This window comes from Comamonas sp. FG99 (assembly GCF_057808605.1).
Genome location: NZ_JBMDII010000015.1, coordinates 53,210 through 65,889, shown reverse-complemented (window position 1 = coordinate 65,889; position 12,680 = coordinate 53,210). Strand labels below are relative to the sequence as shown.

Genomic DNA, 12,680 nt, shown 5'->3' with positions numbered 1-12,680 from the left:
GTTCGGGCTTGGATGGTCAAACGGGCGGGGCGGCCATGGTGAACCTCAGGCGCCCAGCCTGAGCACCAGCGCATCCGCCACCTTGCGCGCCGCCATCAGCATGCGTATGGTCAGCGGCGCCAGCAGGCGCAGCCCGCCGGCCTTGCCGGTGCGGATGCGGTGGGCATCGTCGAGCCGCGCCCACTGCACGAAGAAATGCTCGGTAAAGCGCAGCATCAGCCCCAGCTGCAGCGCCAGCCGCTCGGTGCGCACGCCAAAGCGCTGCAAGGGTGCAAGGCAGCGCTCGGCCACCGCCAGCAGCTCGCCGAAGCGGGTGGTGGCGGTGAGCATCGCGCCCAGCATGGTGCAGCTTTGCAGGCGCAGCGCGCTCTCCAGCCCGAGCACGGGCCGGCCGGTCAGCGCATGAAAGCCGGCCACCAGCGCGGCGGCGATCGCCGCCATGCGCACCAGGCGGCGGGTGGGGCGGCTGGCCGCGCCCAGGCTCAGGTACAGCGCCAGCACCAGTGCAAATGCCCCGGCCTGCCAGGCGGCATAAGGCGCGGGCGGCAGCCACAGCAGCAGCATGCCGGCCAGCGCCAGCACGGCCAGCTTGGCGCCGGCGGGCACGCGGTGCAGCCAGCTCGGAATGTCGCTGTACAGGCTGCCCATCAGGCCGGCTCCAGCTGCGCCGCCAGCGACTGGACATGCGCCTCATAGGCGGCGCAGACCTCGCGGCCCGGCCCGTCGCCGCGGATCTCGCCGCGATCGAGCCACAGCACGCGCTCCCAGCCGCGCACATGCTCGAGCACATGGGTGGAGGCGATCACCTGCTGGCTGGCGCGGCGGATGTCGGCCGCCAGCCGCGCCTGGCCAGGCAGATCCAGGCTGGCGAAGGGCTCGTCGAGCAGCATCACCCCGGGCGCCGCCAGCAGCAGCGCCAGCCAGCACACATGCTGGCGCTGGCCGTGGCTCAGGCTGCCGACGGCGCGCTGCGCCCAGTCGGCCAGGCCGCGCCGGGCCAGGAACTCCTGGCCCCGGCGGATGCCCTCCTTGCGCGGCACGCCCTGGTACTGCAGGCTCAGGCCCAGCTCTTCTTCCACCGTGGGGAAGATGATCTGGTCGTCGGGGTTCTGGAACATCATGCCCACCACGCCGGGCAGCGGCACGCGGGCCGCGTGCACGTCGTGGCCGGCCACGTGCACCGTGCCCTGCGAGGGGCGCTCCAGCCCGCACAGCAGCCGGAACAGGCTGGTCTTGCCCGCGCCGTTGTTGCCGATCAAGCCGATGCGCGGCTCCTGCAGGCGCAGGCTCAGGCCGCGAAACACCTCGGTGGTGCCTCGCTGCAGATGGACGGATTGCAGCGCGATGCCGCTGGCGGGCGATGGGGAAGCCAAGATAAGACCGCGGAAGGCGCATCGGCAGCGATGCGGGGCTGGTGAAAAACCGGCGTATTGTGGCACGAACCAGAGCCAGTGCGGCATCGCAAGGATTTGGCTTTTTTTGCTACCAATGGCTTGATATGAGATTTGAAGATGATTGATTTTCTGAGATTTTGACTAATTTTTATATGTATTGATGATTTTTATTGGTTGTATCTGATTGAAGAGTTGCCTTTGTCCGCCATCTCCAGATTGCCATGCTTGTCCGCAAGCTATTGATATATAGGCATCTATAGGCAAAAAGCCAATCAATTCACTTTTTGTGCCATGGCCTGCGGCTCGGCAAGCCTGCCGCAGCCACTACACTGGCGGCGTCTCCACCATGATCAAGCCGCTTGCCGCCCATGACCGACGATAGTTCCACCCGCCCTGCGGCCACCCGCAGCGCCTCGCGCTGGCTGCTGCTGGACGCGCTGCGCGGCCTGGCGCTGGTGTGGATGACGGTATTCCATTTCTGCTTTGACCTGAGCTATCTGGGGCTGTGGCGGCAGGACTTCTACCACGACCCGTTCTGGACCTGGCAGCGCGTGGGCATCGTCACGCTCTTCCTGCTGTGCGTGGGCATGTCGCAGGCCCTGGTGCAGGCCCGGCCCGGGCCTGCGTCGGTGGTGGCGCCGTGGCGGGGCGCGCGCTGGTGGCGCGTGGCGGCTTGTGCCGCCTTGGTGAGCGTGGCCTCGCGCCTGGCCTTTGCGCAGGGCTATATCTATTTCGGCGTGCTGCACTGCATTGCGGCGGTGTCGCTCGCGCTGTGGTGGATGCGGCGCTGGCGCGGCCCGCTGCTACTGGCGCTGGCGGCGTTGGCGCTGGCCGCGCCGCAGGCCTATGGCGCGCTGGCCTCGGGGCTGCCGCCGGCGCTGGTGCAGGCGCTCGACGGCCGGGCCGGCAGCGTGCTTGGGCTGATCACCCGGCTACCCCGCACCGAAGACTATGTGCCGCTGCTGCCCTGGCTGGGCGTGGCGATGCTGGGGCTGTGGGCTGGGCGCCAGCTGGCGGGCCGAAGCTGGCCGCAGGCCGCTGCCGGAGATGGCAGCGGGCGCGACGGAAACAATGTGATTTTGCGCCTGCTGGCCGCGCTGGGGCGGCACAGTCTGGCTTACTACATGCTGCACCAGCTGGTGCTGCTGGGCGGCCTGATGGCGCTGCGTGCGCTGCTCAAGCCATGAAGAAAATGACGCCCCACGCTCCTAATGCCGTTCACTTAGCAACCCGAAGCTGCTGCTTTTGAAGGCAGAGGCCGGGACTCGGCCTGGCTTTGTGGGCCGAGCAAAGCGATGGCCCGAAAGGCTGTCCACCCCCCCATCTAGCCGTGGCGAGAGGCGCGCTTTTCACCTTCGGGCGGCCCGGCGGTGAAAGGGCCGCGCTACCTTCAGCCTGCCGGCTGCAGGATGTGGATCATGCGCGAGGCGACCAGGGGCTTGGTCTTGGCGCCATAGGCCAGCATGTGCGGCGAGGCGGCATGGGCCTGCAGCGCGGCCAGGCTTTCCCATTTCTCGATCACGGCGAAGCTGTCCGGGCCGAAGCTGCCCTTGGATGGCGGCAGGCCTTCGGCGTCGATGGCGGCGCCGTATTCGATGCAGCCGGGCTCGGCCAGCACCGCGGCGCGGTTGGCGGCAAAGGCTTCGAGCACCGCGGCGCGCTGGCCGGGCTGGGCGGTGATGATGGCGATGACGTGGATCATGGGATTGCAGCTGGGCAAAAAGGCCATTCTAGGAATGGCCCCGGCTGGCCCCTGTCTCCGGTGCGCCAAGGGTGAAGGGCGGCGCAGGGCGGGGTGGGCTCAGCGCAGTGTGCCGCTGGTGCTCAGCAGCAGCGAGAGCAGGTCTTCGGCCTGCTTGTCGTCGCTGGCGGCGGCGGCCTGGGTCAGTTGCAAGGCCAGCCCGGGCGCTCCTTCGACGCGGCGGGCGCCGTCGAAGCGGCGCTGCCAGTACGAGATGGTCATGTCTTCGACGCGCACGCGGGCGCCGGTGCGCGGCGCATGGATGAACTTGCCATCGCCCAGGTAGATGCCCACATGGCTGAAGGCGCGGCGCATGGTGTTGAAGAACACCAGGTCGCCGGGCTTGAGCTCGCTCTTGTCGATTTTCTCGGTGGCCGCGGCCTGCTCGTTGGCGCGGCGCGGCAAGATGGTGCCCCAGGCCTGGGCATACAGTGCCCGCACCAGGCCGCTGCAGTCGAAGCCGGTTTCGGCGCTTTCGCCGCCGCGGCGGTAGGGCACGCCGATGAAGTGCATGGCGTTGGCGATCACGCTGGCGGTGTTGTCCTGCACGCTGTGGCGCATGTCGTCGAGCCGCGAAACGAGGTCCCGATGTTTGGCGGTGGGCTCATCCGCTGCCGCAGCCGGTGCATTATTAGGAGCAGCATGCGCACAGGCGGCGCCAGCCAGGATGATGGTGCAGAGCCATTTCGAAGACATAGCGCGCGACTTTAACATAGTTGACTTTTAGGAGGGTCGTGTGCAGATGTAAACAAATATTCCGCTTTTTACTCAAGGCCTTGCGCCGCTGCGCCAGCCCTGCAGGGCCTGTGCGGTGACCAGCAGCACCTGCTCGTCGCCAGCGCTGGTGTCCAGCCAGAACACGGGCAGGCTGGGGAAGGCGGCGTCGAAATAGGGCTTTTCGTTGCCGATCTCCAGCACCAGTACGCCATGGGGGGCGAGGCGCGCGGGCGCATCGCGCAGCAGCTGGCGGATGAAGTCCATGCCGTCGGCGCCGCCGGCCAGCGCCAGTTCGGGCTCGGCGCGGTATTCGGGCGGCAGCGCGGCCATGCTGGCGGCGTTGACGTAGGGCGGGTTGCACAGGATCAGGTCCCAGGGGCCGGGCAGCGCGGCCATGCCGTCGGAGTGCAGCAGCGCGACGCGCTCGGCCAGGCCGTGCCGCTCGACATTGATGCGGGCCACGGCCAGCGCGTCGGCCGAGAGGTCGGCGCCGGTGACCTGCACCTCGGGCCAGGCCATGGCCGCCAGGCAGGCCAGGCTGCCGTTGCCGGTGCACAGGTCCAGCACCCGGTGGGTCTGGTCGCTGAGCCATTCGTCGATGCTGCCGTCGGCCAGCAGCTCGGCGATCAGGCTGCGCGGCACGATGGCGCGTTCGTCGATGTAGAAGGGCACGCCCTGCAGCCAGGCTTCGCGGGTGAGGTAGGCGGCGGGCTTGCGGCTGGCGATGCGCTGCTGCAGCAGCGCGTGCACGCGCTCGGCATCGGCGGCGGCCACCGGCCGGCCGCCAGCGCCTTGCGCGCTGGTGTCGGTGTCCAGCGGCAGCTGCAGGGCCCACAGTACCAGCCAGGCGGCTTCGTCGTGGGCGTTGGTGGTGCCGTGGCCGAAGTGCGCGCCGGCGGCGTCCAGGGTGGCGGCGCCGTCGGCAATCAGTTGGTGCAGGGTGGGCATGGAGGGCTGGCGGGGCGCGCGCATCAGGCTTTGGCAGCCAGGTCGCCGCCGGCTCGGGCCAGGTTTTCCAGCACCCGGCGGTAGATGTTCTTCAGCGGCTCGATGTCGGCCACGGCCACATGTTCGTCGATCTTGTGGATGGTGGCGTTGGGCGGGCCGAGCTCGATGACCTGGGGGCAGATGCGGGCCATGAAGCGGCCGTCGCTGGTGCCGCCGGTGGTGGACAGCTCGGTGGCGATGCCCACTTCGTCGTGGATCGCCTGCTGCACCGCGCTGACCAGCGTGCCGGGCGTGGTGAGGAAGGGCTGGCCGCCCAGCGTCCATTGCAGCTCGTATTCGAGGCCATGGCGGTCGAGCACCTCGTGCACCCGCGCCTGCAGGCCCTCGGCAGTCGATTCGGTGCTGAAGCGGAAGTTGAACAGCACCTGCACCTGGCCGGGGATGACGTTGGTGGCGCCGGTGCCGCCGTGCATGTTGCTGATCTGCCAGCTGGTGGGCGGGAAGAAGGGGTTGCCGCGGTCCCATTCGGTGGCCGCCAGCTCGGCCAGCGCGGGCAGGGCCTGGTGGATGGGGTTGCGCGCCAGCTGCGGGTAGGCAATGTGGCCTTGCACGCCGTGCACGGTGAGCCTGCCGCTCAAGGTGCCGCGGCGGCCGTTCTTGATCATGTCGCCGGTGCGTTGCACCGAGGTGGGTTCGCCGACGATGCAGTAGTCCAGTTTTTCGCCGCGCTGCTGCAGCGCCTGCACGACCACGGTGGTGCCGTCGACGGCGGGGCCTTCCTCGTCGCTGGTGAGCAGCAGCGCGATGTTCAGCGGCGCCTGCGGCTGCGCGGCGAGGAATTCCTCGACCGCGACCACGAAGGCGGCGATCGAGGTCTTCATGTCGCTGGTGCCGCGGCCGTAGAGCTTGCCATCGCGGTGCGTGGGCACGAAGGGCGGGCTGCTCCATTGCTCCTGCGGGCCGGTGGGCACCACGTCGGTGTGGCCGACGAAGACCAGGGTCTTGGCCGCGCCATTACCACCATGGTCGCCGCTGGCGCCGCGCCTGGCCCAGAGGTTGCTGACGCGAAAATCCTCCGGCCCGCTGTCCAGGCGCTCGCAGACAAAGCCGCAGGGCGCGAGCAATTCGGCGATCAGTTCGAGGCAGCCTTCGTCGCTGGGGGTGATGGAGGGGCGGGAGATGAGTTGCTCGGTCAGCTGCAGGGTGCGGGACATGGCGTGCGCGGCAGGGGAAGGCAAAGACGGCAATCTTACTGCGGCCACGGGGCACGCAGCGGCTTGCGAAAATAAATATAGCTGCTTGCGTAGTCTACACAAGGATTTCCATATATTTTATATTGGAAAACCTTACCAGACTTGCGCTAGCAGCTATTGTTTTTGGTAGCGACTCAGTCGCGCAGCAGGTCGTTGATGCTGGTCTTGGCGCGGGTTTCCGGCGTGACCTGCTTGACGATCACCGCGCAGTACAGGCTGTGGCTGCCGTCCTTGGCGGGCATGGAGCCGCTGACCACCACCGAGCCGGCCGGGATGCGGCCGTAGCTGACCTCGCCGGTCATGCGGTTGTAGATCTTGGTGCTCTGGCTGATGTACACGCCCATCGAGATCACCGAGTTCTCCTCGACGATCACGCCCTCGACCACTTCGGAGCGCGCGCCGATGAAGCAGTTGTCCTCGATGATGGTCGGGTTGGCCTGCAGCGGCTCGAGCACGCCGCCCAGGCCCACGCCGCCCGAGAGGTGCACGTTCTTGCCGACCTGCGCGCAGGAGCCCACGGTGGCCCAGGTGTCGACCATGGTGCCTTCGCCCACGTAGGCGCCGATGTTCACGTACGAGGGCATCAGGATCGCGCCCTTGGCGATGAAGCTGCCGCGGCGCGCCACCGCGGGCGGCACCACGCGCACGCCGGTGGCGGCGATGTCGGCCTCGCTCATGCCGGAGAACTTGGTGGGCACCTTGTCGAAGAAGCTCAGCTCGCCCGATTGCACCAGGGCGTTGTCCTTGAGGCGGAAGGACAGCAGCACCGCCTTCTTGATCCACTGGTGCACCGTCCACTGGCCCACGCCCTGCTGGGTGGCCACGCGCAGCGCGCCGGTGTTCAGGCCATCGATCACATGGTCGACCGCATCGACGATCTCCTTGGGCGCGGAAGAGGGCGACAGCGAAGCGCGGTTGTCCCAGGCGGCTTCGATGATGGTTTGCAGTTGTTGGCTCATGTGTCTACGACTTCTTGAAGGATTGAATGAATTGCACGATGCGCTGCGCGGCTTCCAGGCATTCAGCCGTCTCCGCCACCAGGGCCATGCGGACACGGCCCGCGCCGGGGTTGGCGCCTTGGGCGTCGCGCGCCAGGTAGCTGCCCGGCAGCACGGTGACATTGTATTGGGCGTACAGCGCGCGGGCGAACTCGGTGTCGGACAGGCCCAGGTGCGCGGGAATGCCGGCCCACAGGTAGAAGCTGGCATCGGGCAGGCGCACGTCCATCACGCTCGCCAGCAGCGGCGTGACCTCGGCGAACTTCTGCCGGTATAGCTCGCGGTTGGCCTGCACATGCGCTTCGTCGCCCCAGGCGGCGATGCTGGCCGCCTGCACCGAGGGGCTCATGGCGCTGCCGTGGTAGGTGCGGTACAGCAGAAAGGCCTTGATCAGGCTGGCGTCGCCGGCCACGAAGCCGCTGCGCAGGCCCGGCACGTTGCTGCGCTTGCTGAGGCTGGTGAAGGCCAGCAGCCTGCGGAAGTCGCCACGGCCCAGCTGGTGCGCCGCCTCCAGGCCGCCGAGCGGCGGCTCATCACGGAAATAGATCTCGCTGTAGCACTCGTCCGAGGCGATCACGAAGCCATGGCGGTCCGACAGATCGAACAGCTTCTTCCATTCGGCCAGCGGCATCACCGCGCCGGTGGGGTTGCCGGGCGAGCACACGAAGATCAGCTGGGTGCGCTGCCACACCGCCTCGGGCACGCTGTCCCAGTCGATCGCGAAGTTCTTTTCGGGCACGCTGGGCGCATAGTAGGGCGTGGCGCCGGCTAGCAGGGCCGCGCCCTCGTAGATCTGGTAGAACGGGTTGGGGCAGATCACGGTGGGCTGCGCGCGCGTGGGGTCGAGCACCGTCTGCGTGAAGGCGAACAGCGCCTCGCGCGAGCCGTTGACCGGCAGCGTCTGCTGCTGGGCGTCGAGCTGCACGCCGTAGCGTCTGGCCAGCCACTGCCCGAAGGCCTCACGCAGCGCCGGCGTGCCGGCGGTGGCCGGATAGCCCGCCAGGCCGGTGGACAGGCTGTCCGCCAAGGCCTGCTGGATGAACGGCGGCGTGGGGTGGCGCGGCTCGCCGATACCCAGGCTGATCGGGCGAAGCGCGGCAGGCGGGGTGACGCCCGCGAACAGCTGGCGCAGCCGCTCGAAGGGGTAGGGCTGCAGTTGGTTGAGCAAGGGGTTCATAGCCGGGGGATTATCCCGCAGTTCGCTAGCGCCGCTGTCGCGCCTTGGCCAGGATCGCCGCCAGCGCGGCCTGCTTGGCTTGGCCCGCGGCGGCCGCAGCCGCCGGGGCGGGCGCGGGGGGCGAAGGCGGCGCCTGCGACCGGCTCTGCTGCCGGGCCTGGTGGCGCTCGTAGCGGCCGCGGGCCTGCGCCGCCTGCTCGGGCGACCAGGCATCCCAGCCGGTGGCCGTGCCGCTGGCGCTCTCCAGGGCGATGCAGTCCACCGGGCAGACCGGAACGCACAGCTCGCAGCCGGTGCAGGCGGCGTCGATCACGGTGTGCATGAGCTTGTTGGCGCCCAGGATGGCATCGGTGGGGCAGGCCTTGAAGCACAGCGTGCAGCCTATGCACCAGTTCTCGTCGATGCGGGCCAGCAGCCGCGGGCCTTCCGCGCCATGGGCGGGGCTGAGGGGGGCCTGCGGCAGGCCAGTGAGCCGGGCCAGGCGGCGCACGCCTTCTTCTCCGCCGGGCGGGCACTGGTTGATCGCGGCCTGGCCGGCGGCAATGGCTTGGGCATAGCTGCGGCAGTCGGGGTAGCCGCAGCGGGTGCACTGCGTCTGGGGCAGCGCCGCGTCAATCGCGTCGGCGCCAATGAAAACAGCCAGCGGCTGGGCTGGCTGTTGTGGTGCTGGGGGAGTCGTCAGGCTCACGCTGCATGCAGGTTTTTCAGTTCAGGCTGCCCCGATTCTAGCGGTTTCACCGGCGCGGCCTGAGGATCCACATGGTTGTTGGCCAGGATGAACTCCTTGAGCAGCGGGTACACCATCTTGCGCCAGCGGCTGCCGCTGAAGATGCCGTAGTGGCCCGCGCCCTTGACCTCGAAGTGGCGCGTGTCGCCGCCCTTGAGGCCGGTGCACAGCTCGTGCGCGGCCTTGGTCTGGCCGGAGCCGGAGATGTCGTCGAGCTCGCCTTCCACCGTCAGCAGCGCGGTGCCCCGGATGTCCTGCGGCTTGACCAGTTCGAGCTGCCCCTCGGGCGAGCGGATCTGCCAGGTGCCGTTGACCAGCGAGAAGTCCTGGAACACGGTCTTGATGGTCTCCAGGTAGTAGTCGGCATCCATGTCGAGCACCGCGTTGTACTCGTCGTAGAAGCGGCGGTGGTGCTCGGCGCTCTCGTCGTCGCCCTTGAGCAGGCTCTTGAAGTAGTCGTAGTGGCTGGTGGCGTGGCGGTCGGGGTTCATGGCCACGAAACCCGAGTGCTGCAGGAAGCCGGGGTACACGCGGCGGCCCGCACCCGGGAAATTGGCGGGTACCGGGTAGATCACATTGCTCTCGAACCACTTGATGTCGTGGGTGGTCGCGAGGTTGTTCACCGTGGTGGGCGACTTGCTGGCATCGATGGGGCCACCCATCATGGTCATCGACAGCGGCGTCTTCTCGCCGCGGCTGGCCATCAGCGATACCGCCGCGAGCACCGGCACCGTGGGCTGGCACACGCTCACCACATGGCAGTTGCCGTACCGGGACTGCACGTAGCGGATGAATTCCTGCACATAGTTGACGTAGTCGTCGAGGTGAAAGCTCCCCTCGGACTGCGGCACCAGGCGGGCATTGACCCAGTCGGTGATGTAGACCTTGTGGTCGGTCAGCATGGTGCGCACCGTCTCGCGCAGCAGCGTCGCATAGTGGCCCGACAGCGGCGCCACGATCAGCACCGCGGGCTGGCTCTTGAGGCCGGCCAGCGTCTGCGGGTCGTCGGAATAGCGCTTGAAGCGGCGCAGCTCGCAAAAGGGCTTGGCGGCCTCGACCCGCTCGTGGATCGCGATCTCGTGGCCGTTGGAGGTGACGGTGTGGATGTTGAAGCGGGGCTTCTCGTAGTCCTTGCCCAGGCGGTACACCAGGTCGAAGCCAGCAGAGACGCGCTGCGTCATGGTGTTCTGGCTGGCGGGCCACAGCGGGTTGCTGAGCAATTTGGCGGTTGCGTGGGCATATTCCGCAAAGGGCTCCATCAGGGCGCGTTGGGTTTCGTAAATTTGGTACAGCATTGTTGAAACTCCAGTATGTTGCGGTGCAATGTAGCACCAACACCTGCGGGGCTGTGTAAACAATCCGCTGGTGGAAATACTAGGGGATCCGGCGCCGCGGGGGCGGCCGGATTGCGGCCTGTATTATAAATTTGATAGCGTTGCAGCAATATGACCTGTGGCTTTTTTGCCATCCACCGCGATTGCGCGGCGCCGGGGCGATGGGCCGGCGGCGGTGGCGCCATCCTAGGGAAAGCCAGTTAAGTACTTTCACCAGTGCGGCCGCTGTGGCGCAGCCACTCGTCGAAGGCTTCGCGGGCCGAATTGCGCAGCGCCTTGCGAAAGCGCTGCCGGTCCTCAAGGTACAGGCAGTGCCGCATCACGGTGAACGGGTTGAAGCTGCTGCTGGGGTACAGGTGCTGGAAGTGGGCCTTGTAGTGGCGCGCGGTGGACAGGTGCTTTTGCACCACCGCGAACAGCACCGAGGCGCGCTCGATGGCGAAATCCTGCGTCATCTCGTCCACGAAGAACTCCACCTTCTGCGGCTGGAACTCATAGCCCGGAAAGTGCTTCTGCCCGAAACCCACCACGCGGAAGGCGGTGAGCCGGTCCACTTCTTCGGGGGCCGCGTCCTCGTCGGCATCCGTCTGGCCCAGCGACAGGGCAAGGTTGGTGGCATTGCGGATCTGCAGGAATTCCCGATCAGCCAACTCAAACAATGCCGACAAGATGTTGATGCGCCGCTTGAGGTTGGTGGGAATGGATTTCTTGTATTTGATCTGGTGATCGAGCTCGCTCCACGAATCCTGGATGATGGTGCGGATCTGCAGCTCGAACGCCTGCGAGGCATAAGAGCGGTGCTCCGGCGCCTGCACCTGGGCGGAGTTCAGCCGCAAATCCATATGGATGCCCTTGTAGCCGAATTCCGATTCGGTATCTTCCATGGGCGCGGTTTTGTCGGTGATCTCGATCACATCGAAATATTCGCGCACCGCCTGCATGATGACCGCTGGCTCATCCTCGTAGAGGCAGACCACGCGCACGCCCACCAGGTCGCTGATGTAATCCTTGATCGCGTAGCTTTGCTGCTCTTCTTCCAGCGCCCGGCGGTATTTGCGCTTGAATTTGCGTATGCATTCATCGGAGTTTTTGACCCGCCATTCGATCTTGGCGATATTGACCGCGGGCAGCTTGTCCAAAATGGCGGCCAGCAGATTCCCATAGGCCTCGGCGGCGGTATTCAGGCTGCCGAGGCGGTCGTCGTAATAGGCGAGGAATTCACGGCGGTGAATCTCGAAATCAGGGTAGGGCATGGAAGCACCGGAATCAGGGGTTGGGATGGTTTTCGATATGCGCGTCGGGCGCGAAAATATCCCAGGTGGCCACGAACAGCGCCGCGATCAGCGGGCCGATCACGAAACCGGTCAGCCCGAACAGCGAAAGCCCTCCCAGCGTGGAGATCAGGATCACATAGTCGGGCAGCTTGGTGTCCTTGCCCACGAGCAGCGGGCGCAGCACGTTGTCCACCATGCCCATGATGCCGGCGCCGTAGGCCGCCAGCACCAGGCCCTGCACGGTCGAGCCGGTAGCCAGGAAGTAGATCGCCACCGGCGCCCAGATGATGGCCGCACCCACCGCCGGCAGCAGCGACAGGAAGGCCATCACCACGCCCCACAGCAGCGCGCCCTGGATGCCCAGTATCCAGAAGATGATGCCGCCCAGCGCGCCCTGCGTGGCGGCCACCGCCAGGTTGCCCTTGACGGTGGCGCGCACCACGGTCACGAACTTCTTGCCCAGCTTGCGCTTGTGGTCGGTATCGAGCGGCGTGGCCTTGACGATTTTCTGCGTCAGAATCGCGCCGTCGCGCAGGAAGAAAAACAGCAGGTACAGCGAAATGCAGAAGCTGACCAGAAAACCCAGCGTGTTCTGCCCAATGGCCAGCGCCTTGGTGGCGACGAACTGGCTGACCTGCACCGCCACGCCGGAAATCTTTTCCTGGATGAGCTTGGCATCGCCCAGCTGGAATCTGTCGAGCAGATCAAGTACCCACCGGGGCAGGCTGGCATAGATCTGCTGGAAATACTGGCCGAAATTCAACTGCCCGGAGGAAACCCGCTCGTAAATGATCGAGGCCTCCTTGGTGAGCGAGATGAAAATCAGCGTCAGCGGCAGGATCACCAGCACCAGGCACAGCGCCAGCGTGATCAGGCTGGCCACGGTGGGATAGCGCGGCATGCGCCGGGCAATTCTCTTGTGCAGCGGCATGAATACCACCGCGAATATCACGCTCCACAGCACCGCGCCCTGGAATGGCCAGAGCACGGCCAGAAATGCCAGCGTGACCAGAATGAGTAAAAGAATCAAGGCCCTGTCTTGCAAGGTTTGGGTTTTGAGCATGAAGGTGTGCAAAGAGCGTGCGATTTCGTCACTGTATCGGACGGCCGCGCTTGC

The 12,680-nt window shown here is 66.6% G+C and carries 13 protein-coding genes; 1 reads left to right on the top strand and 12 read right to left on the bottom strand.

Annotation, left to right across the window (positions count from 1 at the left end; genetic code table 11):
* Positions 1-45: 45 nt before the first annotated feature.
* Positions 46-648, bottom strand: a complete 603-nt coding sequence (locus tag ACODRX_RS12120) for a CbiQ family ECF transporter T component (protein ID WP_488871756.1) — start codon at positions 646-648, stop codon at positions 46-48.
* The gene (locus ACODRX_RS12115; RefSeq protein ID WP_488871755.1) at positions 648-1,373 is read right to left on the bottom strand and encodes an energy-coupling factor ABC transporter ATP-binding protein; all 726 of its coding nucleotides are present in this window, start codon (positions 1,371-1,373) and stop codon (positions 648-650) included. Before ACODRX_RS12115 ends, ACODRX_RS12120 begins: the two co-directional genes overlap by 1 nt.
* A gap of 389 nt (positions 1,374-1,762) precedes the next feature.
* On the opposite strand from ACODRX_RS12115, the gene ACODRX_RS12110 reads away from it, so the two are divergent.
* Entirely contained in the window at positions 1,763-2,581 is an 819-nt protein-coding gene (locus tag ACODRX_RS12110; protein WP_488871754.1) for an acetyltransferase domain-containing protein, read from the top strand.
* A 203-nt stretch (positions 2,582-2,784) separates the two neighbouring features.
* On the opposite strand, the gene ACODRX_RS12105 is transcribed toward ACODRX_RS12110, so the two are convergent.
* The 10 genes from ACODRX_RS12105 to ACODRX_RS12060 all read right to left on the bottom strand — a co-directional run bounded on the left by ACODRX_RS12105 (position 2,785) and on the right by ACODRX_RS12060 (position 12,626).
* A complete protein-coding gene (locus tag ACODRX_RS12105; protein WP_488871753.1) occupies positions 2,785-3,096 on the bottom strand; it encodes a putative quinol monooxygenase in 312 nt (103 codons plus the stop codon).
* A gap of 99 nt (positions 3,097-3,195) precedes the next feature.
* Entirely contained in the window at positions 3,196-3,849 is a 654-nt protein-coding gene (locus ACODRX_RS12100; RefSeq protein ID WP_488871752.1) for a C40 family peptidase, read from the bottom strand.
* A gap of 54 nt (positions 3,850-3,903) precedes the next feature.
* Positions 3,904-4,800, bottom strand: a complete 897-nt coding sequence (prmB, locus tag ACODRX_RS12095) for a 50S ribosomal protein L3 N(5)-glutamine methyltransferase (RefSeq protein WP_488871751.1) — start codon at positions 4,798-4,800, stop codon at positions 3,904-3,906.
* A 23-nt stretch (positions 4,801-4,823) separates the two neighbouring features.
* The gene (gene dapE, locus ACODRX_RS12090) at positions 4,824-6,014 is read right to left on the bottom strand and encodes a succinyl-diaminopimelate desuccinylase (RefSeq protein ID WP_488871750.1); all 1,191 of its coding nucleotides are present in this window, start codon (positions 6,012-6,014) and stop codon (positions 4,824-4,826) included.
* A 173-nt stretch (positions 6,015-6,187) separates the two neighbouring features.
* A complete protein-coding gene (gene dapD / locus ACODRX_RS12085) occupies positions 6,188-7,012 on the bottom strand; it encodes a 2,3,4,5-tetrahydropyridine-2,6-dicarboxylate N-succinyltransferase (RefSeq protein ID WP_488871749.1) in 825 nt (274 codons plus the stop codon).
* Between the two features lie 4 nt (positions 7,013-7,016).
* Positions 7,017-8,228, bottom strand: coding sequence for a succinyldiaminopimelate transaminase (dapC, locus tag ACODRX_RS12080; protein ID WP_488871748.1), 1,212 nt, complete (start codon positions 8,226-8,228; stop codon positions 7,017-7,019).
* Between the two features lie 25 nt (positions 8,229-8,253).
* A complete protein-coding gene (locus tag ACODRX_RS12075) occupies positions 8,254-8,910 on the bottom strand; it encodes an RnfABCDGE type electron transport complex subunit B (RefSeq protein WP_488871819.1) in 657 nt (218 codons plus the stop codon).
* Between the two features lie 2 nt (positions 8,911-8,912).
* Positions 8,913-10,250, bottom strand: coding sequence for a polyhydroxyalkanoate depolymerase (locus ACODRX_RS12070; protein ID WP_488871747.1), 1,338 nt, complete (start codon positions 10,248-10,250; stop codon positions 8,913-8,915).
* Positions 10,251-10,489: 239 nt separating this feature from the next.
* A complete protein-coding gene (locus ACODRX_RS12065; RefSeq protein ID WP_488871746.1) occupies positions 10,490-11,542 on the bottom strand; it encodes a GTP pyrophosphokinase in 1,053 nt (350 codons plus the stop codon).
* Positions 11,543-11,555: 13 nt separating this feature from the next.
* A complete protein-coding gene (locus tag ACODRX_RS12060) occupies positions 11,556-12,626 on the bottom strand; it encodes an AI-2E family transporter (protein ID WP_488871745.1) in 1,071 nt (356 codons plus the stop codon).
* Positions 12,627-12,680 lie beyond the last annotated feature (54 nt).

Bases quoted from the DNA above. Each gene is read 5' to 3' on its own strand.
- ACODRX_RS12120 (WP_488871756.1), bottom strand. From the start codon at position 648: ATGGGCAGCCTGTACAGCGACATTCCGAGCTGGCTGCACCGCGTGCCC.
- ACODRX_RS12110 (WP_488871754.1), top strand. From the start codon at position 1,763: ATGACCGACGATAGTTCCACCCGCCCTGCGGCCACCCGCAGCGCCTCG.
- ACODRX_RS12105 (WP_488871753.1), bottom strand. From the start codon at position 3,096: ATGATCCACGTCATCGCCATCATCACCGCCCAGCCCGGCCAGCGCGCC.
- ACODRX_RS12100 (WP_488871752.1), bottom strand. From the start codon at position 3,849: ATGTTAAAGTCGCGCGCTATGTCTTCGAAATGGCTCTGCACCATCATC.
- prmB (WP_488871751.1), bottom strand. From the start codon at position 4,800: ATGCCCACCCTGCACCAACTGATTGCCGACGGCGCCGCCACCCTGGAC.
- dapE (WP_488871750.1), bottom strand. From the start codon at position 6,014: ATGTCCCGCACCCTGCAGCTGACCGAGCAACTCATCTCCCGCCCCTCC.
- dapD (WP_488871749.1), bottom strand. From the start codon at position 7,012: ATGAGCCAACAACTGCAAACCATCATCGAAGCCGCCTGGGACAACCGC.
- dapC (WP_488871748.1), bottom strand. From the start codon at position 8,228: ATGAACCCCTTGCTCAACCAACTGCAGCCCTACCCCTTCGAGCGGCTG.
- ACODRX_RS12070 (WP_488871747.1), bottom strand. From the start codon at position 10,250: ATGCTGTACCAAATTTACGAAACCCAACGCGCCCTGATGGAGCCCTTT.
- ACODRX_RS12065 (WP_488871746.1), bottom strand. From the start codon at position 11,542: ATGCCCTACCCTGATTTCGAGATTCACCGCCGTGAATTCCTCGCCTAT.
- ACODRX_RS12060 (WP_488871745.1), bottom strand. From the start codon at position 12,626: ATGCTCAAAACCCAAACCTTGCAAGACAGGGCCTTGATTCTTTTACTC.